The organism is Roseomonas sp. BN140053 (genome assembly GCF_047690175.1).
Taxonomy (GTDB): Bacteria; Pseudomonadota; Alphaproteobacteria; order Acetobacterales; family Acetobacteraceae; genus Roseomonas.
This window is the reverse complement of the sequence record NZ_JBLLEB010000039.1, coordinates 12,691-33,684: the sequence shown is the minus strand read 5'-3', so window position 1 is coordinate 33,684 and position 20,994 is coordinate 12,691. Positions and strand designations below refer to the sequence as shown.

Annotated in this window: 14 protein-coding genes; 4 read left to right on the top strand and 10 right to left on the bottom strand. The window is 73.0% G+C overall.

The genetic code is table 11. The features are described 5' to 3' along the window. Positions 1-354 precede the first annotated feature (354 nt). Positions 355-954: a TetR/AcrR family transcriptional regulator gene (locus ACLIBK_RS22025; RefSeq protein ID WP_415389460.1), complete on the bottom strand. Its 600-nt coding sequence runs from the start codon at positions 952-954 to the stop codon at positions 355-357. Positions 955-1,269: 315 nt separating this feature from the next. On the opposite strand from ACLIBK_RS22025, the gene ACLIBK_RS22020 reads away from it, so the two are divergent. The 3 genes from ACLIBK_RS22020 to mdlC all read left to right on the top strand — a co-directional run bounded on the left by ACLIBK_RS22020 (position 1,270) and on the right by mdlC (position 7,766). Then, positions 1,270-2,481, top strand: a complete 1,212-nt coding sequence (locus tag ACLIBK_RS22020) for an efflux RND transporter periplasmic adaptor subunit (protein ID WP_415389459.1) — start codon at positions 1,270-1,272, stop codon at positions 2,479-2,481. A 115-nt stretch (positions 2,482-2,596) separates the two neighbouring features. Continuing rightward, positions 2,597-5,767 (top strand): efflux RND transporter permease subunit, encoded by a 3,171-nt coding sequence (locus tag ACLIBK_RS22015; protein ID WP_415389458.1) that lies wholly within the window; start codon positions 2,597-2,599, stop codon positions 5,765-5,767. A 394-nt stretch (positions 5,768-6,161) separates the two neighbouring features. Further along, on the top strand, positions 6,162-7,766 hold the full coding sequence (gene mdlC, locus ACLIBK_RS22010) for a benzoylformate decarboxylase (protein WP_415389457.1): 1,605 nt from the start codon (positions 6,162-6,164) through the stop codon (positions 7,764-7,766). 407 nt (positions 7,767-8,173) lie between these two features. Here the strand turns inward: mdlC and rsmA are convergent, their stop codons facing one another. The 6 genes from rsmA to ACLIBK_RS21980 form a co-directional block, all read right to left on the bottom strand. Next, on the bottom strand, positions 8,174-9,043 hold the full coding sequence (gene rsmA / locus ACLIBK_RS22005; protein WP_415389456.1) for a 16S rRNA (adenine(1518)-N(6)/adenine(1519)-N(6))-dimethyltransferase RsmA: 870 nt from the start codon (positions 9,041-9,043) through the stop codon (positions 8,174-8,176). 187 nt (positions 9,044-9,230) lie between these two features. Continuing rightward, positions 9,231-10,553, bottom strand: coding sequence for a peptidylprolyl isomerase (locus tag ACLIBK_RS22000; RefSeq protein WP_415389455.1), 1,323 nt, complete (start codon positions 10,551-10,553; stop codon positions 9,231-9,233). A 32-nt stretch (positions 10,554-10,585) separates the two neighbouring features. Beyond that, positions 10,586-12,958: an LPS-assembly protein LptD gene (locus ACLIBK_RS21995; protein WP_415389454.1), complete on the bottom strand. Its 2,373-nt coding sequence runs from the start codon at positions 12,956-12,958 to the stop codon at positions 10,586-10,588. After that, positions 12,958-14,094 carry an LPS export ABC transporter permease LptG gene (gene lptG, locus ACLIBK_RS21990; RefSeq protein ID WP_415389461.1) on the bottom strand — a complete coding sequence of 379 codons (1,137 nt, stop codon included), beginning with the start codon at positions 14,092-14,094 and terminating at the stop codon, positions 12,958-12,960. Before lptG ends, ACLIBK_RS21995 begins: the two co-directional genes overlap by 1 nt. Then, complete coding sequence (gene lptF, locus ACLIBK_RS21985; protein ID WP_415389453.1) at positions 14,091-15,281, bottom strand: LPS export ABC transporter permease LptF; 1,191 nt, start codon at positions 15,279-15,281, stop codon at positions 14,091-14,093. The genes lptG and lptF overlap by 4 nt, the downstream gene beginning before the upstream one ends. A 141-nt stretch (positions 15,282-15,422) precedes the next feature. Beyond that, a complete protein-coding gene (locus tag ACLIBK_RS21980; RefSeq protein WP_415389452.1) occupies positions 15,423-16,175 on the bottom strand; it encodes a trypsin-like peptidase domain-containing protein in 753 nt (250 codons plus the stop codon). 221 nt (positions 16,176-16,396) lie between these two features. Here ACLIBK_RS21980 and ACLIBK_RS21975 point away from each other — a divergent pair, with 221 nt between their 5' ends. Next, positions 16,397-17,887 carry a peroxidase family protein gene (locus ACLIBK_RS21975; protein WP_415389451.1) on the top strand — a complete coding sequence of 497 codons (1,491 nt, stop codon included), beginning with the start codon at positions 16,397-16,399 and terminating at the stop codon, positions 17,885-17,887. Between the two features lie 228 nt (positions 17,888-18,115). On the opposite strand, the gene ACLIBK_RS21970 is transcribed toward ACLIBK_RS21975, so the two are convergent. The 3 genes from ACLIBK_RS21970 to ACLIBK_RS21960 form a co-directional block, all read right to left on the bottom strand. After that, on the bottom strand, positions 18,116-19,573 hold the full coding sequence (locus ACLIBK_RS21970; protein ID WP_415389450.1) for an FAD-binding oxidoreductase: 1,458 nt from the start codon (positions 19,571-19,573) through the stop codon (positions 18,116-18,118). Positions 19,574-19,919: 346 nt separating this feature from the next. Then, positions 19,920-20,435, bottom strand: a complete 516-nt coding sequence (locus tag ACLIBK_RS21965) for a chromate transporter (protein WP_415389449.1) — start codon at positions 20,433-20,435, stop codon at positions 19,920-19,922. Continuing rightward, on the bottom strand, positions 20,432-20,950 hold the full coding sequence (locus tag ACLIBK_RS21960; protein ID WP_415389448.1) for a chromate transporter: 519 nt from the start codon (positions 20,948-20,950) through the stop codon (positions 20,432-20,434). Before ACLIBK_RS21960 ends, ACLIBK_RS21965 begins: the two co-directional genes overlap by 4 nt. Positions 20,951-20,994: the final 44 nt, after the last annotated feature.

Genomic DNA, 20,994 nt, shown 5'->3' with positions numbered 1-20,994 from the left:
CCTCAAGGACTTCGCCCGCCTCGCCCTGCGGCGCGACAAAACACGCTCCAGCTGGTTGGGCTTCGCCCATCTCGCCGCCACCCTCCTCAACCAGCGCTCCTCTCACTTCAGTCACACACCCTAGGCTCCTCGACCTCATGAGTGCCTCCGGCGGGGGCGGGATGACAAACGGCAGCCATGATGGACCGCGCTGTCCAGCCCGCCCCCACCGGAGGCACTCAACGTGGGGTCCGGGGAGTTTAAACTCCCCGGCGGGGTCCAGGGGCAGCGCCCCTGGCCACGGTCAGCAAACCCAAGCGCCACCTCGCCCCACGGAACCCCGCCCCGGTCGGGAGAGCGAACGACGCCCGCCGCTCAGCCTTCCGGCGGCAGTCCGGCGCGCAGCAGGGCGGCCGCGGTGTGTTCCAGGGATCGCGCGGCGGCGTCGTTGCCCAGGGAGGGCGCGAGGGCGAAGGCGCCTTCGATGGCCAGTTGCAGCGCGTCGCCCAGCTGCTCCGGCTCCGCCGCCCCGGCGTCACGGCAGAGCTGCCGCAGCTTGTCGCGCATCGCCTGCTTCTGGGCGTCGGCGACCTGCCGCACGGGGTGCTCGGGGTCGGGGAACTCCACCACCGCCAGGCCCAGGGGACAGCCGCGGAAGCCGGGGATGCGCAGCCGTTCCGCCGCGGCGGTGATGTAGGCCATCGGCCGGTCGCGCGGCGGCAGGGACGGGTCCAGCGCCCCGCCCAGGCATTCCTCGTCCACCGAACAGGATTCCCGCAGGATGGCCTCCACCAGCGCGTCCTTGGAGGGGAAGGCACGGTACAGGCTCATCTTGGTGGCGTTGGCGGCGCGGCACACCTCCTCCACCCCCGTGGCGTGGATGCCCTGGCGGTAGAACAGCTCGCGCGCCGCGTCCCGCACGCGCTCCGCCGCGGGGCGCGACGGGCGGGCCGGGGTGTCTTCCACCTTGCTCACGACGCGGCACTCCCCGCCCGGCGCTGCGGATCGGTGGCGGGGCGGCGCGATCCCGGGCGCGCCGGTGCGTCGTGCAGCGGCACGAGGGCGGCGAGCAGCCATGCCGGCCGCGATGGGCAGCTCGGAACGGAACGGGACACGGACACGCGATGATCCTCCACGACAGGTGAAGCGCGGCGGGATGGGAAGTGTTGCGGCCCGACCTGGGCGATCCCTTTCCGACGCGGCACGGAAACAGCCCCCCTTGCAATGGTACTGACCGGTTCGTATCCATACATGTGACCGGTCGGTCTCATCCGACCCCGGAGATAGGTGATGCGACCCTCCCCCCGCAAGTCCCTGGCCGCGCTGGCCCTCGCTCTGTTCGTCCCCGCCCTGGCCCTGCCGGCCGCGGCCCAGCCGCATGGCGGGCCGCCGCCCGCCGTGACCGTGGCCCAGCCCCTGCACCGCAGCGTCACCGAATGGGACGAGCACCTCGCCCGGCTGGAACCTTCCGCCCGCGTGGAGCTGCGCGCCCGCGTGTCCGGCCAGGTGGAGAGCGTCCGCTTCCGCGACGGGCAGGTGGTGCGTTCCGGCGACCTGCTCTTCACCCTGGACCGCCGGCCCTTCGAGATCGCCGTGGAAGTCGCCCGCGCCGCCGTGGCCCAGGCCCAGGCCCGGCTCGACCTCGCCCAGCAGGAAGTGGACCGCACGACGCCGCTGGTGCGCGACCGCATCGCCACCCCGGCGCAGCTCGACACCCGCCGCGCCGCGCAGCGCGACGCCGCCGCCCAGCTCGCCTCCAGCCGCGCGCAGCTGCGCCAGGCGGAGCTGGAGCTGGACTGGACGGAGGTGCGCGCCCCCATCGCCGGCCGCGTGTCCGACCGCAAGGTGGATGCCGGCAACCTCGTGCAGGCCGGCAACACGCTGCTGACCACCATCCTGGCCCTGGACCCGATCTACGCCAGCTTCGACGCCAGCGAGGCCGACTTCCTCCGCCTGGCGCGCCTGGCCCGCAGCGGCGCCCGCGCGTCCGACCAGCCCGCCGAAGGTGCTGCCGGCCGCAACGGCGGCAACCCCGTGCAGGTGCGGCTGGCCGACGAGGAAGGCTGGGACCGGCAGGGCCGCATGGACTTCCTCGACGTGGCGCTGGACCCGCGTTCCGGCACCGTGCGTGCCCGCGCCGTGCTGCCCAACCCCGAGCTCTTCCTGACCCCCGGCGTCTTCGCCCGCCTGCGCCTGCGCACCGGCGAGGCCGACAGCCTGCTGGTGCCCGACGCGGCGGTGGCCGCCGACCAGACCACCCGCATGGTGCTCACCGTGGCGGCCGACGGCACGGTGGTGCCCAAGCCCGTGTCGCTGGGTCCCGTGGTGGACGGCTTGCGGGTGATCCGCTCCGGCCTGAGCCCCGAGGACCGGGTGGTGATTTCCGGCCTGCACCGTGCCCGCCCCGGCAGCCGGGTCACGGCGGAGCTGGGCCGCATCAACGCGGGCGACAACCAGTTCGCCCAGGGCGAACCGCCGGCCGGCGCCGCCCAGGCGCGCTGATCCGTCCGCGCCACCGCCCGCACCCGTCGCCGCACCGTTTCCGCGCTCCGGCCGCCCGCCGGGTCGCGGCGGGCGCCGGCCACCCGTTCTTCCGCTGCCCCCAGGGACCCGCGCCATGCGCCTCGCCCGCTTCTTTATCGACCGCCCGGTCTTCGCGGCCGTCATCTCCATCGCCATCACCCTGGTGGGCGCCATCGCCGTGCTGCGCCTGCCGATCGGCGAGTACCCCGACATCGCGCCCCCCAGCGTCACCGTGACCGCCACCTATCCCGGCGCTTCCGCGCAGGTGGTGGCGGAAACCGTGGCCACGCCGCTGGAGCAGGAGATCAACGGCGTGGACGGGATGCTCTATGTCGGCTCCCAGTCCACCGGCGACGGGCGGCTCACCGTCACCGTGGTGTTCCGCCAGGGCACCAACGTCGATGATGCCCAGGTGCTGGTGCAGAACCGCGTCGCCGTGGCCGAGCCGCGCCTGCCCGAGGAGGTCCGCCGCCTCGGCGTGGTGGTGAAGAAGGCTTCGCCCGACCTGCTGATGGTCGTGCACATGTTCTCCCCCGACGGCTCGCGCGACCCGCAATACGTGTCCAACTACGCGACGCTGAACGTGCGCGACCGCCTGGCGCGGCTGGACGGCATCGGCGACGCGCAGGTCTTCGGCGCGCGCGACTACGCCATGCGGGTCTGGCTCGACCCCGCCAAGGTCGCCGCCCGCAACCTGACCGCCGGCGAGGTGGTGCAGGCGCTGCAGCGCGCCAACCTGCAGGTCGCCGCCGGCGGGCTGAACCAGCCCCCCACCGGCACCGGCGGCCAGGCCTTCGAGCTGAACGTGCAGGCGCTGGGCCGCCTGTCCACGCCGGAGGAGTTCGGCGACGTGGTGGTGGCCACCGGTCCCGCGGGGGCCGCGGTGCGGCTGCGCGACGTGGCGCGGGTGGAGCTGGGCAGCCAGGACTACACGCTGAACGCCTACCTGGATAACCGCATCGCCACGGCGATGGTGATCTTCCAGCGCCCCGGCTCCAACGCCCTGGCCATCGCGCGCGAGGTGCGCGCCACCATGACGGAGCTGGAGCGCTCCTTTCCGCCCGGGCTGAGCTACAGCATCGTCTATGACACCACGCGCTTCATCCAGCAATCCATGGAAGCCGTGATCCACACCTTCGGCGAGGCGGTGCTGCTGGTGGTCGTGGTGGTGGTGCTGTTCCTGCAATCCTGGCGCGCCGCGATCATCCCGCTGCTGGCCATCCCCGTGTCCATCATCGGCACCTTCGCCGCGATGGCGGCGCTGGGCATGACGCTCAACACGCTGAGCATGTTCGGGCTGATCCTGGCCATCGGCATCGTCGTGGACGACGCCATCGTGGTGGTGGAGAACGTGGAGCGCCACCTGGCCGAGGGCATGGAGCCGGGCGAGGCCGCCAAGCGCACCATGGACGAGGTCGGCATGGCGCTGGTGGCGATCGCGCTGGTGCTCTGCGCCGTGTTCATCCCCACCACCTTCATCCCCGGCATCTCCGGCGCCTTCTACAGCCAGTTCGCGGTGACCATCTCGGTGGCCACGCTGCTCTCGGCGCTGGTGTCGCTGACCTTGTCGCCGGCGCTGGCGGCGCTGCTGCTGCGCCCGCACGGCCACGCGCCGACCTCGGGCTGGCGCTACTGGACGGGGGCGCCGCTGCGGCTGTTCTTCGGCGGCTTCAACCGCGCCTTCGAATGGCTGTCCTCCGGCTACGGCGCGCTGACGCGGCGGCTGGTGCGCTTTTCCGTCATCGTGCTGCTGCTGTTCGCCGGGCTGCTGGCGCTGACCGGGCAGACCGTGCGCACCACCCCCACCGGGCTGATCCCGCCGCTGGACCGCGGCTACCTGATCGCCGCCTTCCAGCTGCCCCCCGGCGCCTCCCTGGCGCGCACCGACGCGGTGATCCGCCGCGCCTCCGACACCGTGCTGCGCGTGCCCGGCGTGGCCAACGCCATCGCCTTCGTGGGCTTCGACGGCGCCACCTTCACCAACGCGCCCAACACCGGCGTGATCTTCGTGGGCCTCAAGTCCTTCGAGGAGCGCCAGCACGACGGCATCGCCTACGGCGCCATCCTGGCCGAGCTGCAGGCGAAGCTGGGCGCGGAGCGCGAGGCCCTGGCGCTGGTGATCCCGCCGCCCTCCGTGCCCGGCATCGGCACCGGCGGCGGCTTCAAGCTGTACGTGCAGGACCGCGCCGGCCGCGGCCCGCGCGAGCTGGAGCGCGTCACCAACCAGGTGCTGGCCGCCACCCGGACGCGGCCGGAGATCGGCTTCGCCTTCTCGCTGTTCAACACCTCCACCCCGACGCTGCGCGCCGAGGTGGACCGCACCAAGGCGGAAATGCTGGGCGTGCCGCTGTCGCGCGTGTCCGAAGCGCTGTCGGTGTATCTCGGCTCGGCCTTCGTGAACGACTTCAACATCCTCGGCCGCACCTACCGCGTCACCGCGCAGGCGGAGGAAGCGCAGCGCCGCACCGCGCGCGACGTGGCGCTGCTGCGCACCCGCAACGCCGACGGCCAGATGGTGCCGATCGGCGCGCTGGCGCAGTTCAGCGACGACACCGCCCCCTACCGCGTGCCGCGCTACAACCTCTACCCGGCCGCCGAGATCCAGGGCACCCCCGCCCCGGGCATCAGCACCGGCCAGGCCATCGCGGCGATGCAGGCGGTGATGGCCGAAACCCTGCCCGAAGGCTTCACCTTCGAGTGGACGGAACTGGCGCTGCAGGAAACCACCCAGGGCAACACCGCCCCGATCGCCTTCGGCCTGGCCGTGGTCTTCGTGTTCCTGCTGCTGGCCGCCCTGTACGAGTCCTGGCTGCTGCCGCTGGCGGTGGTGCTGATCGCGCCGATGTCGGTCCTCGCCGCCCTGGCCGGCGTGCTGTGGCGCGGCCTGGACAACAACGTGCTGGTGCAGGTCGGGCTGGTGGTGCTGGTGGGGCTGGCGGCCAAGAACGCCATCCTGATCGTGGAGTTCGCCCGCGCCGCGGAAGCCGAAGGCATGACCCGCTGGCAGGCCGCCGAGGCCGCGGCCCGCACCCGCCTGCGGCCGATCCTGATGACCTCCCTGGCCTTCATCCTGGGCGTGCTGCCCCTGGTGCTGGCCACCGGCGCCGGCGCGGAAATCCGCCAGAGCCTGGGCACCGCCGTCTTCGCGGGCATGCTGGGCGTGACGGGCTTCGGCCTGCTCTTCACCCCCGTCTTCTACGTCGTCGCCCGCGCCCTCGCCCGCCGCGAGCAGGCCGCGGCCGCGGCCGCACCGGCGGTGGGTTGACGGCGGTGCTGGTGGTGCGGGTTGGTCCTGGACGTTCGGGCCTGGGCCAGAGGGGCTCTGCCCCTCTGGACACCCCGCGAGGAGCTTAGGCTCCTCGACCTCATGAGTGCCTCCGGCGGGGGCGGGATGGCCGAGGGTGCCCGCCATGACCGACGTGGATCATCCCGCCCCCGCCGGAGGCACTCAACGCGGGGTCCGGGGAGTTCGTAACTCCCCGGCGGGGTCCAGGGGCAGCGCCCCTGGCCACGGTCAGATCACCCAGGAACAACCCGAGCCACCAGCCCGCCGTCCCCGGCGAAGGTGTGACGGGCGGATTGCCTGGGCAGCGGGCGGCGTCGGTGCGACACTCCGGCTCACCAAAGGGAGGAGATTGGGCCATGGCGGGGTGCATTGCATGAGTGACGGCGCCACCACGGTCCGGCAGGCCACGCTGGACCTGCTGCGGGACCTCGAGATGACCACGGTGTTCGGCAACCCCGGCTCCACCGAGCTGCCGTTGCTGGACCGCTGGCCGAATGACTTCCGCTACGTGCTAGGGCTGCAGGAAGCCTCGGTGGTGGCGATGGCGGACGGCTACGCGCGGGCTTCGGGGCGGGCGGCCTTCTGCAACCTGCACTCCGCCGTGGGTGTCGGGCACGCGCTGGGCAACATCTTCAGCGCCTATCGCAACCACGCGCCGCTGGTGATCACCGCCGGGCAGCAGGTGCGCAGCCTGCTGCCGATCCAGCCCTTCCTGGGCGCCACCGAGGCCGCGAACTTCCCCAAGCCCTACGTGAAGTGGAGCTGCGAGCCGGCGCGGGCCGAGGACGTGCCCGCCGCCATCGCCCACGCCTATCACGTGGCGATGCAGCGGCCCTTCGGCCCCACCTTCGTATCCATCCCCATCGACGACTGGGCGGTGCCGACCCGCCCGGTGCCGACGCGCCGGGTCAGCCGCGACGTCGCCCCCGACCCGGCCCTCCTCGCCGAGGCCGCGCGCGCGGTGGCCGCGGCGAAGAACCCCGTGCTGGTGATCGGGCCGGAGGTGGACGGCGAGGGCGCCGGCCCCGCCGCCGTGGCCCTGGCCGAGCGCATCGGCGCCCCGGTCTGGACCAGCCCCTTCTCCGCGCGGGTGAGCTTCCCCGAGGACCATCCGCTCTTCGCCGGCTTCCTCACCGCCGCACCGGCGGAGGTGGCCAACGCCCTGGCGCCGCACGACCTGATCCTGGTGCTGGGCGCGCCGGTCTTCACCTTCCATGTCGGCGGCGACTGCGCCCTGTTCACCGGCGACACGCCGCTGTTCCAGATCACCACGGATGGCGAGGCCGCGGCCTCCTCGCCCATCGGCACGGCGATCCTGGGCAGCATGCGCCTCGCCCTCCCGGCGCTGGCGGACCTCCTGCCCGCCAGCGCCGGCCGCACCCCACCGGCGCCGCGCCCCCGCCCGCCGGAGCCGGAACCCGCCACCCCGATCCCAGCGGCCTTCATGCTGCGCACCCTGTCGCGGGTGATGCCGCGCGACGCCATCCTGGTGGAGGAAGCGCCGTCGCATCGCAAGACCATGCAGGCGCAGCTGCCGATCCGCGAATGGGGCGGCTTCTTCACCATGGCCAGCGGCGGCCTGGGCTACTCGCTGCCCGGCGCGGTGGGCGTGTCGCTGGCCTCGCCGGGGCGGCGCGTGGTGTGCCTGATCGGCGACGGCTCCATGATGTACTCGGTGCAGGCGCTCTGGACGGCGGTGCAGCACGCCCTGCCGATCACCGTGGTGGTGGTCAACAACGGTGGCTACGGTGCCATGCGCGCCTTCAGCCAGGTGCTGAAGGTGCAGAACGCGCCGGGCATCGAGCTGCCGGGGCTGGACTTCGTTTCCATCGCCCGCGGCATGGGCTGCGAGGCCGTGCGCGTGACCGAACCCGACGCGGTCGAGGCCGCCCTGGCCACCGCCCTCGCTGCCCCCGGCCCCCGCCTGGTGGAAGTCGTCGTCGACCCCGCCATCCCCAAGCTCTACGGCAAGTCCTGATGCAGCCACGGCCCCGCACCGCGGCCGGTCGCTGGGCTGCGGGGCGCCGTTGCAGGGGGGTGGCGGCACGGTTGTTCTGCGGTGTTCTGAGCGTGGCCAGGGGCGCTGCCCCTGGACCTCAGGGCAAAGGCGAAGCCTTTGTCCCGAGCCGAGGAGTTTAAACTCCCCGGACCCCACGTTGAGTGCCTCCGGCGGGGGCGGGATGGCGAGCGTTGTCCGGGTGGCTGACGGGGATCATCCCGCCCCCGCCGGAGGCACTCATGAGGTCGAGGAGCCTAAGCTCCTCGCGGGGGCTCCAAGGGGGCAGAGCCCCCTTGGCCGCGGCCAGCCGACCGAAGAACCACCCGCAGCCACACGCTCCCCTGCAACGACGCCCCGCCGACCAGAAGCCTGAGCCGAGGCGCGGATCAGGCCGGGTCGCGCCGGAGCAGGAGTTGCGCTAGCAGCTCGAACTCGGCCACCGCCAGGGTTTCCGCCCGGCGGGTGGGCTCGATCCCGGCTTCCGCCAGCAGGGCGTCCGGCTGCCCCAGCGACTTGAGCGAGCCGCGCAGCATCTTGCGCCGCTGGCCGAAGGCGGCGGCGGTCAGCCGCTCCATGCTGCGGGCCAGGGCGGCGCTGGGCTGTTCCGGACGCGGGCGGAGATGCACCACGGCGGACCAGACCTTGGGTGGCGGCGAGAAGGCGCCCGGTGGCAGGCGCAGGGCCATCCGCGCCTCGCAGCGCCACTGCGCCAGCACGGACAGGCGGCCATAGTCGTCCGTGTCGGGGGCGGCGACGATGCGCGCCGCCACCTCCTGCTGGAACATCAGGGTCAGGCTTTCCCACTGCCCGGCCTCGCGCAGCCAGTTCACCAGCAGCGGCGTGCCGACATTGTAGGGCAGGTTGGCCACCACGGCGCGCGGCGCGGCGGTGATCGCCGCCGCGTCCACCCGCAGCGCGTCGGCTTCCAGCACCGTCAGCCGGCCGGGATAGGCGGCGGAGAGTTCCGCCAGCGCGGCGATCGCGCGCCGGTCCAGTTCCACCGCGGTGACGTGGGCGGCGGGCCCGTCCAGCAGGGCGCGGGTCAGGCCGCCGGGACCGGGGCCGACCTCCAGCACGTGCCGGCCGGAAAGGTCGCCGGCCTGCTGCGCCACCCGGGCGCAGACCGCCGGGTCGAGCAGGAAGTGCTGGCCGAGCGACTTGCGCGCGTCCAGCCCATGCCGCGACACCGTGTCGCGCAGGCTGGGCAGGGCGGGTTCCGTCGCGGTGCGGAGCGGCGGCTCCGCGGGGTCGGTCATGCCGCCGGGCCCGTGTCCGGGGGCGGCAGGGAAGGCCGGGGGGAAGTATCCCCCCGGGCCCCCTCCTTTTTTCGGGAGTTTGAGGAGTGCCGGTGGCCACGGGCGCGCCCGGAGACTCCCGAAAATAGAAGGGGGCCCGGGGGGATACTTCCCCCCGGCTGGCCGTACTCCACCGAGCCGGGCAGCCTCATCCGTTGCGCATCTCGATCTGTGCGCGCCGGCGCAGGTCGCGCTGCTGCTGGCGGGAGATCAGCTCGATCCGGTCGCGCAGCAGCTGCGCCTTGGCCATCTCGGGCGTGTATTCTGCCAGATTGCGGGTTTCGCGCGAACACACGGCGATCACCATGATGCCGTCGGGCGTCACGATCGGCTGGCTGGCGCGGCCGGGGGCCAAGCCGCTGACCAGCTGGCGCAGCGGCGGCGGCTCCAGGGTTTCCAGCCGGACCTGGCCGGGGTCGGCCGGGCGTGGGCCGCCGCGGTTGGCGGCTTCCACCGCCTCGCAGCCGCCACGCAGGGCCTGGGCCTTTTCCAGCTGCTGCCGCTGCTGGTCGGTGGGGTTGGCCGGGTCCAGCGGCGAGCTGAACGGGAAGAAGGCCTGCCGCAGGGTCACCAGCGTCGCCAGGTCGCGGCCGGTCTCGCGCTTCTGCCGCAGCGCCACGATGCGGAAGCCGCCGGGCACCTTGACCGCGTTGGAGATGGCACCGGGCGGCATGCGGGTGACGATGCCCGCCACCTCCGGCTCCAGCTCCTCCGGCCGCACCCAGCCCATGTCGCCGCCCTGCAGCGCCGTCTGGCTCTGGGAAAACTGCGTGGCCGCCACGGGAAAGGGCAGGCCCTGGCGCAGCCGGCCCACCACGTCGTTGACGAAGCGCTGCGTGTCGCCTTCCGCCCCCGGGTCATCCAGCGGGATGAAGATTTCCGAGACCAGGAATTCCGGCTGCCCGTTGCGGGCGTTGTGCGCCTCGACCTGCTCGCGCACCTGCGCCTCGTCCGGCTCGGCCTGCGGGCCCAGGGACTGCCGCATCAGCCGCGACCAGCCGATCTGCACCCGGATCTGGTCGTACAGCACGCGCAGGTCGATGCCGGCCTGGCGCAGCTGGGCGCGCAGCCCGCCCTGCGGCAAACCGTTGCGCTGCTCGATGTCGGCGAGCGCCCGGGCCACGTCCTCGTCCGCCACGGGAATGCGGCGGCGCTGGATCTCCTGCAGCCGCAGCCGGTCCTCGATCAGCAGCTTCAGGATCTGCGGCTCCAGCCGCGTCACCAGCTCGCCCTCCGCCGGCAGGCCGGAGGTGAGGGCGAAGAGCCGGGCGCGGGAGCGCACCTCCGACTGCGTCACCACGTCGCCGTTCACCACCGCCAGGATGCGGTTGGTCTGGCTTGCGCCAGGGTTGGCCGGCGCCGCCGCCGCGGCGGGCTGCGGGCGGCGCGGCGCGGGGCCCGGCTGCGCCTCCGCAGCCAGGGGGGTCGCCAGCAGCAGCACCGCGGGCAGAAGGGGCAGGAAGCGTCGCATCGGGGAGGATTCCGTGAGCAGGCGCGCCACCATCACAGGGCGCGGAAGCCGAAGTCGCCCAGCGTCTTGAAGCCGACGCGGAACAGCAGCGTGGTGGCGGAGGGATAGGTAGCCGAGGTGTTGGTCTGCTCGGCATAGGACCGGTAGAAGCGGGTGTCGAAGATCAGGCACTCGTCCTCGTAGGTCAGGTTCACGCCGGCGGACACGGGACGCTCGATCTCCAGGTCGTAGCGGCCGAAGCCACCGGCCGACCAGTGCGCCGTCACCTTAGCCTGGGCGCTGCCGTAGACCTCGCGGCGGTAGCGCGCGGGGGTCAGCGCCGCGATGGGCACGGAATACAGGTAGCCGCCGGTCAGCGTCACGTCCGGCCCGCCCAGCCCCGCCAGCCCGACCCGGGCGGAGGTGTCCACCAGCCGCCGGTCGAAGGAGGAGTTGTCCAGCCGCGTGCGCGCCGTCAGGTCCAGCCAGGGCGTCGGCGACACGCGGGCGCGGGCCACCACGTCCGACACCCGCTCGCGCAGGCCGGAGCGGATCTCGAAGACCTGCTCCTCCGTGGCGCGGTAGGACTGGCCGACCATGCCCTCCACCTGCCCGCCATTGGGGAAGTACCAGGCGGCGCGGAAGGCGGCATCCACGCGCGATCCGCCTTCCAGCCGGTCGCGCCCGGTGAAGCGGTTCAGCGCGAACAGGTTGGCGTCGGTGAACTCGAAGTCGATGCTGTCCTCGTTGGGGGTCAGCGTTTGCCGCCCCGTGGCCGGGCCGGTGACCAGCTGCACCCGCGGCTCGATCAGCTGGCGGCCGTAGGAGCCGGCGGAGCGTACCAGCGGCAGGCGCCAGTCCAGCGCGAAGCGGGCATTGCCGGTCACCGCCTCGCGGCTGTCGACGGAGGCGAAGTTGGGGCTCTGGTTCAGGTTGTCGGCGGAATAGCCCAGCACGTCGCCCTGGGCCCGGAAGGTCCAGACCTCGCCGATCGGGCCGATCCGCCCCAGCTCGTAGCTCAGCCGGGTGGCGAGGCGGCGGGTGCGGGTGCCCTCGTCGCGGTAGATCGCGAAATTGGCGGTGTCCAGCGTGGCCACGCCGCCCAGCGCGTCGCGGGCGAAGACGTGGTCGGCGTAGATGTTGGGCAGCACGTAGGGGATCTGCGCCACGTCGTCGACGTCGCGCAGGCCCTGGTAGGCGCGGGCATCGACGCGGGCGAAGCTGTTGGCGCCCCAGAAGCCCTCGGCGAAGACGTTGCTGCTCAGCACGCGCGTCACGGGGAAGCGGAAGGCGCGCAGGTAGGTTTCGGAGGTGGCGCGGTTCAGGTTGAAGCCGGTGCGCCAGTTCTCGTCGATGTTGAAGGTGCCGCGCGAGAAGATGTGGCCGCCATAGCCCTTCTCGCCCACCGTCTCACTGCCGTTGAGGTAGCCCAGCGAGCCTTCCGCCGTCAGCTCGCCGAAGTTGAAGCGCTGCCGGTAGCGCGCCGCCACCGAGGGCACCACGTCGGTGGCGATGGTGGGGGTGACCGTCAGGTCGGAGGACGGGTTGATCGCCCAGTAATAGGGCGTCTCGACGAAGCCGCCGAGGTACTTGGTCTGCCCGAAGGAGGGCGACAGGAAGCCCGAGGAGCGCGGCGTGCTCGGGTCCGGCATGGACAGGTAGGGCGTGTACAGCACCGGCACGCCGGCCAGCCGCACGGTGGCGTCGCGGAAGCGGATGCGCTGGGCTTCCAGGTCCTGGGTCGCCAGGCGCGACTGGATCTGCCAGATCGGCGGCGCCTGCGGGTTCTCGGCGCACAGGTCGCAGGCGGAATACACCGGCCGCGCGAGGTCCAGCAGCGAGCCCTGCTCGCGATAGGTGCGGCGGGCGCCGTTGGCGGCCAGCTTGCCGTTCTGCGCCAGCAGGGCGCGCACGCCTTCCACCACCACGTCGCGCATGCCGGCCGAGAGTTCGGCGCGGTCGGCGAAGAGCACCTGGCCGCTGGGGTCCAGCAGCTGCACGTTGCCCTCGGCGGTGGCGATGCCGGTTTCGCGGTTATAGGTGAAGCGGTCGGCGCGCAGGATGCGCTCGTTCTGCCAGGCTTCCACGTTGCCGGTGGCCGACACGACGGAGGAGTTCTCGTCGTAATCCACGGAATCGGCGGTGAAGGTGACGGGGGCGTTGCGGTTGGCTGGGGCACCGCCGGCGCGGCCGATCGACTCCAGCGCGGTGGGCGCGGTCTGGGCTTCCGCCCCCGGCGCCTGCAGCGCCACCAGCAGCCCGGCCAGCGCCGCGCCGCGGGTCAGCCCCGCCCAGGCCGGGACCTTGTCCGCGCAGGCGGCGCAGGCCATCCGGAACAGCGCCTTGCGCGGCGCCGCGCCCCGGGACGGGAGGGTGGCGGACCGGTGCTTCCGGGACGGGCTCCGGGAGCGGGATCTCAGGCGCATCAGCCGTCCTCCAGGTGCAGCAACATCGTGAGCGCCAGCATGAGGCCCGCCGCGGCGGGCGCCCAGGCTGCCAGCACCACGGGCAGGGTGCCGGTTTCGCCCAGCTCACCGGCCACGCGATCCAGCACGAATAGCGCGAAGCCGGCCGCGACGCCCAGGCCGATCATCTGGGCCACGCCGCCGCGCCGGGCCTGGCGCATGGAAAAGCTCGCGGCCAGCAGGGCCATGGCCGCCGCCAGCACGGGCAGCGACAACAGGGACTGGTAGTGCAGCCGGTGCCGCACCGCCGAGAAGCCCGAGCTTTCCAGCACGGCGATGAATTCCGGCAGTGCCCAGAAGCTCAGCGTGTCCGGGCTGGCGAAGCTGTCCTCGATGCGGTCGGGCGTCAGGTCGGTGGGCAGCTCGATCCGCGCGGGCGGGGCGGCTTGGTTCTGGTTGCCCTGGGTGGCGTTGAACACCACCGCGTTGTCCAGCACCCAGCGCCCGGCCAGCAGCACGGCGCTCGGCGCCTCCACCCGCGCCAGCGGCTTGTCCGCCGTGCTCAGGCGCCACAGGCTCGCCTCCTCCAGCCGCAGGGCGGCGCGCTCGCCGCGGCGGCCGGGCAGCGCCGGGCGGCCGGCCAGGATCGCCACCCCGTCGGGGTCGATGGCGCGGTCGGCCTGGCGCAGCCACAGCCGGCCGCCGGCCAGGGCGGTGATGCCGCCGGCGTTGCGCAGGTAGGTGCTGTCCAGCCGCTCGGCCTGGCTCAGCAGGGCGGAGGAGAGCGGCGAGATCGCCACGGTGCTCAGGCCGCCGAACAGCAGCGCCACCAGCAGCGGCCCGGCCAGGAAGCCCCAGGCCGAGATGCCCGCCGCCCGCGCCACCACCAGCTCGGAGGAGCGCGACAGGCGCCAGAAGGCCGCGATGCCGCCCAGCAGGATGGCGAAGGGGATGATCTGCAGCATCATGAAGGGCAGCCGCAGCGCGGCGATGGTGACCACGATGCCGAAGCCCGCATCCGCCCGCGTCGCGGCGCGGCGCAGCAGCTCGATGAAGTCGAACAGCGCCACCAGCCCGGTCAGTGCCGCCAGCAGCAGCAGCACGCTGGACGCGAAGCGCCGCGCCACGTAGGCGCTGAGGGTGACGGCCAGCATCAGGCGGCCCCGGCCTTGGCACTGATCCGGGGTCCGCGGCTGGCGGCGCGCGGCGCCCGGCGCGGCCAGCCCGGCATCCCCGTCAGCACCCAGGCGGCCACGAGGCCGGGCCCCACGGCATGCACCCAGATCAGCGGCACGAAGCTGTTGTCGCGCGCGGCGAGGTTGCCCACCGCCAGCCCCAGCGCCAGCAGCGCCACCACTGCGCCCACGCCCACCGCGATGGTCAGGCCGCCGCCATGCCGGCGGAAGCCGGAAGCCAGCGCCGCGGCCAGCCCCACCATGGCGAAGCTGAGCACCGTGACCGGCGAGCTGAGGCGCTGGTGCCCTTCGGCAAAGAACTTGCGCACGTCGCGTTCGGGCAGGTTCTCCGCCGGGTCGGGGTGCAGCAATTCCTTCACCGAGCGTTCCCGGCTGTCGCGGTTGCGCCCATCCTCGTCGCCGCGGCCGGTGCGGGTCAGGTCCACGCTGTTCTCGCCGAAGGTCAGCACGCTCAGCCGCACGGCGGCCGGCGTGCCGGGGGGGCTGCCGGGGGGCGGCGCCACGCGCTCCAGCTGCTGGCGCTCGCCGTTGATCAGCGTCACCCGCGGGCCCATCGGCGTCAGGGTGATGCGGCCTTCCTGGGCCAGGATGGTGACGGGGGCGCCGCTCTCGCGGCTGTCCTGCACCAGGATGCCGCGCAGCGTGCCGTCGCGCTCCTTGCGGCGGGCATACACGGTCAGGTCGTTGCCGACGGAGGAGAAGACCCCCTCCTGCAGCAGGATCGCGGCGATCTGGTTGCGGATCTCGTACTGCCAGGTGCGGAAGGCGGTGTGGCTCAGCGGCACCAGCCAGAGCTGCAGCACGAAGCACAGCCCGGTGGTCAGCACCGCCAGCGCGATGGCCGGGCGCGACAGCTGCCATTGCGACAGCCCGGCCGCCCGCATCACCACCAGTTCCCGGTCGGAGCTCAGCCGGACATAGGAGAACAGCGTCACCACGAAGGTGGTGATGGGCAGGATCACCGCGAAGAAGGAGGGCAGCAGCAGCCCGGTCAGCTGCAGGAACACCAGCAGCGACAGGCCGCGGTCCAGCACCAGCTCGATGAAGCGCAGGCTCTGGGTCAGCCAGATCAGGGCGGCGAGCCCCACCGTCGCCGCGACGAGCGCGACGGCGAGCTGACGGAAAACGTAGCGGTCCAGCCGGGTCATGGCGGGGGCAACCTATCGACGCCGGGGAGCGGGGGCAAATCACCTCCTTCGCGTCGTTCCGCTTCCGCGACGGGAGTTACTTTTCCACAGCTTCCCCCGCATTCCTCGCCCGCCCTGGCAGGTGCCGGGAAGGTCCGGCGCCTATTCCGCCAGAAAGGCCCGGATGGCGGCGGGCGGCACCACCCGGGTGCCCGGCTCGCCTTCCTCGCGGTGGCTGACCACGCCCAGCAGGCAGCCCGACACCGGGTCGAAGGCGCCGCCGCCGGACTCCCCCGGCTCCAGCCGGAGTTGCAGCTCCGCATAGGTGCCGAAGGCCGGGTCGGCTTCCGGGGCCTGCGCCACCACGGTTGTCCGCGCGCTGCGGCGCGGCGTGGCGACGGCCACCGGCCGGCCCGGCCCGGGGTCGCCGGCACAGGGACGGGCGGCGCGCAGGCCGGGAAGCGCGGGCAGCGGCTCCTCCGCCGCGAGCAGGGCCAGGTCGTGCCCGCCGCGGTAGCGCAGCCCTTCGGCGGGATCGACCTCCGACTGCCCGAGCCGTTCCACCCGCGCCGCCACGGCCCGGTCCCCCAGCAGCAGCGCGAGGCGGGGCGGCCCGTCGCAGGCCGGCGGCGTCAGGCTGCCATCCACGAGGTGCGCCGCGGTCAGGAACCGCCCTTCCCCGAGAAACACCGCCGCCCCCCGCGCCACGCAGCCGGCCCCAAAGGACGCCGAGAGCCGCACCGCCGGTTGCCCGGGGCCCGCCGGCGCGGCGGGCGCGGCGCAGGCGGCCGGGAGCAGCAGCAGGAGCATGGCCCGGCCGGCACGCAGCACCGCCGCCCGGGCCGCGGCGGATGCCCCGCCGGTGCCGGCGGCCGGGGAGGCGCCGCGCGCGGCCGGGGGCTGGCGGCCGGTCACGCCGCCATCCGGGGCGGCGCGGCGTCCCACCACCCCGGACCCGGCCGCGGCGCCGGGCGGGAAAAGGCCGCCCTGGCCCGGCGGCGCCGCGCGGCGGGGCGTCCCTGCCCGAGGCCGCGCGGCACGGGGCGGAAATTCGTTGCGGAACCGTTTCGAGAGGCGGATGATCCATCCGAAGCCCGGGCCAACCGGGGCCCCAGGGACGGCAGGGGACGCAGACGATGGCTGGCAGGCACGGCGTTTATCCCAAGGACGTGATCCCCCCGAAGTCGACCTATTTCGACGCCGGCCGCTTCGGGCGCCTCTTCGGCAAGCTGCCGCCCTTCGCCACCGACACGCCGGCGATGCGGCAGGCGCTGCTGGAGATCGGCAAGCCCGGCGGCATCATGGATGCGGGGGACGCGCTGGACCAAGGGCCGGCCAGGCTGATCACCGACCTGTCCCTGTCCCAGCACAACCCCAACAACCCGCGCCTGACGGCGGGGATGACCTTTCTGGGCCAGTTCCTCGACCACGACATGACCTTCGACCCGACCTCCAGCCTAGAGCGGCAGGCCGACCCCGAGCAGATCGCCAATTTCCGCACGCCCACGCTGGGGCTCGACAACGTCTACGGCACCGGCCCCGGTGCCAGCCCGCACCTGTATGACCAGCGCGCGGGCCGGGGGATCAAGTTCCTGCTGGAGGAAACCGGCACCCCCGGCAAGCAGGACCTGCCGCGCAACAGCCAGAACACCGCGCTGATCGGCGATCCCCGCAACGACGAGAACCTGATCGTCTCGCAGTTGCACCTCGCCTTTCTGCGCTTCCACAACGCCGTGGTGGACTATGTCCGCGCGGAGCTGGGGCTGAGCGACACGGGCGAGATCTTCGCCGAGGCGCAGCGCATCGTGCGCTGGCACTACCAGTGGATCATCCTGCACGAGTTCCTGCCGCTCACCTGCGGCGAGGAGATGGTGGAGGACGTGCTGCGCAACGGGCGCCGCTTCTACAACTGGCGCAACGAGCCTTACATCCCGGTGGAATTCTCCGTGGCCGCCTACCGCTTCGGCCACAGCCAGGTGCGCCCCTCCTACCGGGCCAACTTCACCGGCCACAACGGCCAGCCCTTCTTCGCCTTTATCTTCACGCCCACCCCCGGCGCCACGCCGAACGACCCGGACGACCTGTCCTCCTCCGTGCGGGCGCCGCGGCGCTTCATCGACTGGCCGACCTTCTTCGACTTCGGCGACGGCCATGTCCGGCCCAACAAGACGATCGACACGATCCTGTCCACGCCACTCTTCGCCCTGCCGGGAACGGTGGTGCCCGAGCCCAACCCGGCCTCCAACCCGCAATCCCTGGCGCAGCGCAACCTGCTGCGGCACCTGACCTTCGCCCTGCCCTCCGGCCAGCGGGTGGCGCGGGCCATGGGCCTGCCGCCCCTGCCGGACGGCAATTTCGACGACCTGCGCCCCTTCAGGCTGGAGAACCGGGCGCCGCTCTGGTTCTACGTGCTGCGCGAGGCGGGCGACATCCATGACGGGCGGCACCTCGGCCCCGTGGGCGGCCGCATCGTGACGGAGGTCTTCGTCGGGCTGCTGGAGGGCGACAAGGGCTCCTTTCTCACCCAGGAGCCGGACTGGCAGCCCTTCCTGCCGACGATCGACCCCGGCCGGCAGGGCGACGATTTCCGCATCGTGGACCTGCTGCGCTTCGCCGGCGTCGCCTGACCGGAATGGCAGAACGCGCCGAAAGTGTCAGAATCCGCCGGACGTGTCAGGAAGCGCGGAATCTGTCACGCGCGCCGCAGGGCTTGACCGCCAAACCCCTGATGTATTAGGATTATTTTCCGGGAAACGGCCCCACCCGGATGGCCGCGGTAAGGAAGTAAGAGAGTAAGGAAGTAAGGCGAAGCGCCGGATGCGGGCCGCGCCGGCGGCCCGCCCGGAGCGGCGGGATCAGGGCAGGACCTTGCCCGGGTTCATCAGCCCCTGCGGGTCCAGCGCCGCCTTGATGCGGCGCATGGTGTCGAACTCCGCCCCACCCCGCCATTCGGCCAGCATGTCGGTCTTCAGCCGGCCGATCCCGTGCTCGGCCGAGAAGGAACCGCCGAGCTCGCGCACCACCGCGTTCACCGCGTCCATGATGTCGTGCGAGCGCGCCAGGAACGCCGCCCCGTCCACGCCGTCGGGCTGGGCCAGGTTCATGTGGATGTTGCCGTCGCCCAGGTGGCCGAAGGGCACCGGGCGGCTGCCGGGGATCAGTGCTTCCAGCGCGGCGGAGCAGCGGCGGATCATCTCCGGCACCTTGCTCACCGGGACGGACACGTCGTTCTTGACGCTGGCCCCGGCGCGCTTCTGTGCCTCGGCGTGTTCCTCGCGCAGGCGCCACAGGTTGGCCGACTGCGCCTCGCTCTCGGGCAGGGCGGCGTCCAGCACCTCGCCCGCTTCCAGCGCCTCCTCCAGCACGCCCTCCATAAGCCCGCGCAGGTCGGCATCGGGGCGGGAGGAGGCGAGGTCCACCAGGACGTAATGCCTGGCGCGCTCGGCCAGGGGCAGGGTCGCGCCCTCGATGTGTTGCAGCACGAGGTCCATGCCGGCGCCGGACATGTACTCGAAGGAGCGGATGCTGCTCTCGTCGCGGTCGCGGAAGCGGCGGAACAGGCTCAGCGCCGCGTCCTCGTCCGCCACGGCGCAGAGCGCCAGGGCCGTGGCGCGCGGCCGGGGAAACAGCCGCAGCACGGCAGCGGTGATGAAGCCCAGCGTGCCCTCGGCGCCGACGAAGAGGTGGCGCAGCGCGTAGCCGGTGTTGTCCTTGCGCAGGCGGCGCAGCCCCTCGATCACCTGCCCGTCCGGCAGCACCACCTCCAGCCCCAGCATCAGCTCCCGCGCATTGCCGTAGCGCACGGTGTTGTTGCCGCCCGCGTTCACCGCCAGCACGCCGCCGATCGTGGCGCTGCCCTCGGCCGAGAGGGAAAGAGGGAACAGGCAGCCCGCCTCGGCCGCCGCGTCCTGGGCGGTTTTCAGGATCACCCCGGCCTCGGCCACCATGGTCATGTCCAGCGGGTCGATGTCGCGGATGCGGTTCATCCGGGCCAGCGACACCACCACCTGCCGCCCGCCCTCGTCCGGCATGGCGCCGCCCACCATGGAGGTGTTGCCCCCCTGCGGCACCACCGGCACCGCCGCGGCGTGTAGCAGCCGCATCGCCGCCGCCAGTTCCGCGGTGGAGGCCGGCCGCAGCAGCGCCGGCGAGGCGCCACGGTACAGCCCGCGCCAGTCGCTGAGGTGCGGCTGGAGGTCGGCCGGGTCGGTCACCACCCCGCGCGGGCCGAGAATGCCGCCCAGGGCATCCAGCAATCCGGCCGGCAAGGCCTGGGCTGCGGGGGATCGGGGGTCGGGCAGGGCGTCGGGCATGGCGCGCGGACGTTCGGCACGGGACTGGCTGCGGGTCAAGTTGTGCTTGGGTGAACTGGCCTTGGCCAGAGGGGCTCTGCCCCTCTGGGCACCCCGCGAGGAGCCCGGGGCACCTCGACCTCATGAGTGCCTCCGGCGGGGGCGGGATGGCCGAGGGCAGTCATTCGGGACGACGTGTGACATCCCGCCCCCGCCGGAGGCACTCAACGCGGGACACCGGGGAGTTCGTAACTCCCCGGCTCGGGACAAAGGCTTCGCCTTTGCCCTGGGGTCCAGGGGCAGCGCCCCTGGCCAACGCCCGAACACCCCGGAGCAACCCGGTCCGCGGCCCTGTGCCGGCCAGCGTTCAGTCCAGCAGGGCGCCCAGCACGGCGCCGCCCAGCAGGACCCAGAGGGGCGAGAGCGGGGAGCGCCACACGAACAGGGTGGCGGCGACGCTGATCGCCAGCATGGCGGGGGAATGGCCGGCGGCGCGGGCCAGCACCAGGCCGGAGGCGAACATCAGCCCCACCGCCACGGGGATCAGCCCGGTGCGCAGCGCCACAACCCAGGGGGCGGTGCGCAGGCGGATCATCGCCCCGCCCACGGCCCAGGCCAGCAGGCCCGAGGGCAGGATGATGCCCAGCGTCGCCGCCACCAGCCCGGACAGCCCCGCCACCCGCCAGCCCAGGATGGACACCACCAGCACGTTGGGCCCCGGCGCCGCCTGGGCCAGGGCGAACATCTGGGTGAAGGTGGCGTCGTCCAGCCAGCCGTGGATCTCCACGATCTGGCGGTGCATCTCCGGCAACAGGGTGTTGGCGCCACCGACCGCCAACAGCGACAGGGTGGCGAAGATGGTGAAGAGCTGCCAGGCGATCACGCCCGGGCACCCCGCCAGGCCAGCCAGACCCCGGGGATGCCCAGCCCCGCCACGATCAGCGGCAAGGGCAGGCGCAGCCAGAAAGCCGCCGGCACCGCCAGCACCGCCAGCGCCAGCATCGGCGGGGGCAGGCGCAGCCGCTCGCCCATCCGCAGGGCGTTGCCCAGGGCCATGCCGGAGGCCGCGGCGGCGACCCCGGCCATCACCCGCTGCACCTCCGGCAACCCGCCGAAGCGGTCCCAGATGCCGGCGAGCAGCAACAGGATCGCCAGCGGCGCCGCGTAAAGGCCCAGGGTCGCGGTCAGGGCCCCGGCCAGCCCGCCGAAGCGCCGGCCGACCATGATGGCGGCATTGCCCACGTTGGGCCCGGGTAGCACCTGCCCCAGGCCGAGGATCTCCGCGTATTCGCGCTCCGTCAGCCAGCGCCGGTCCTCGACGATGACGCGGCGGGACCAGGCATTCACCCCGCCGAAGCCCAGCATGCCGATGCTGAGATAGCCCAGAAACAGCGACAACAGGCCCGGCGGGCTGCCGGCCGCGGCGTCGGGTCCGGGGTCTG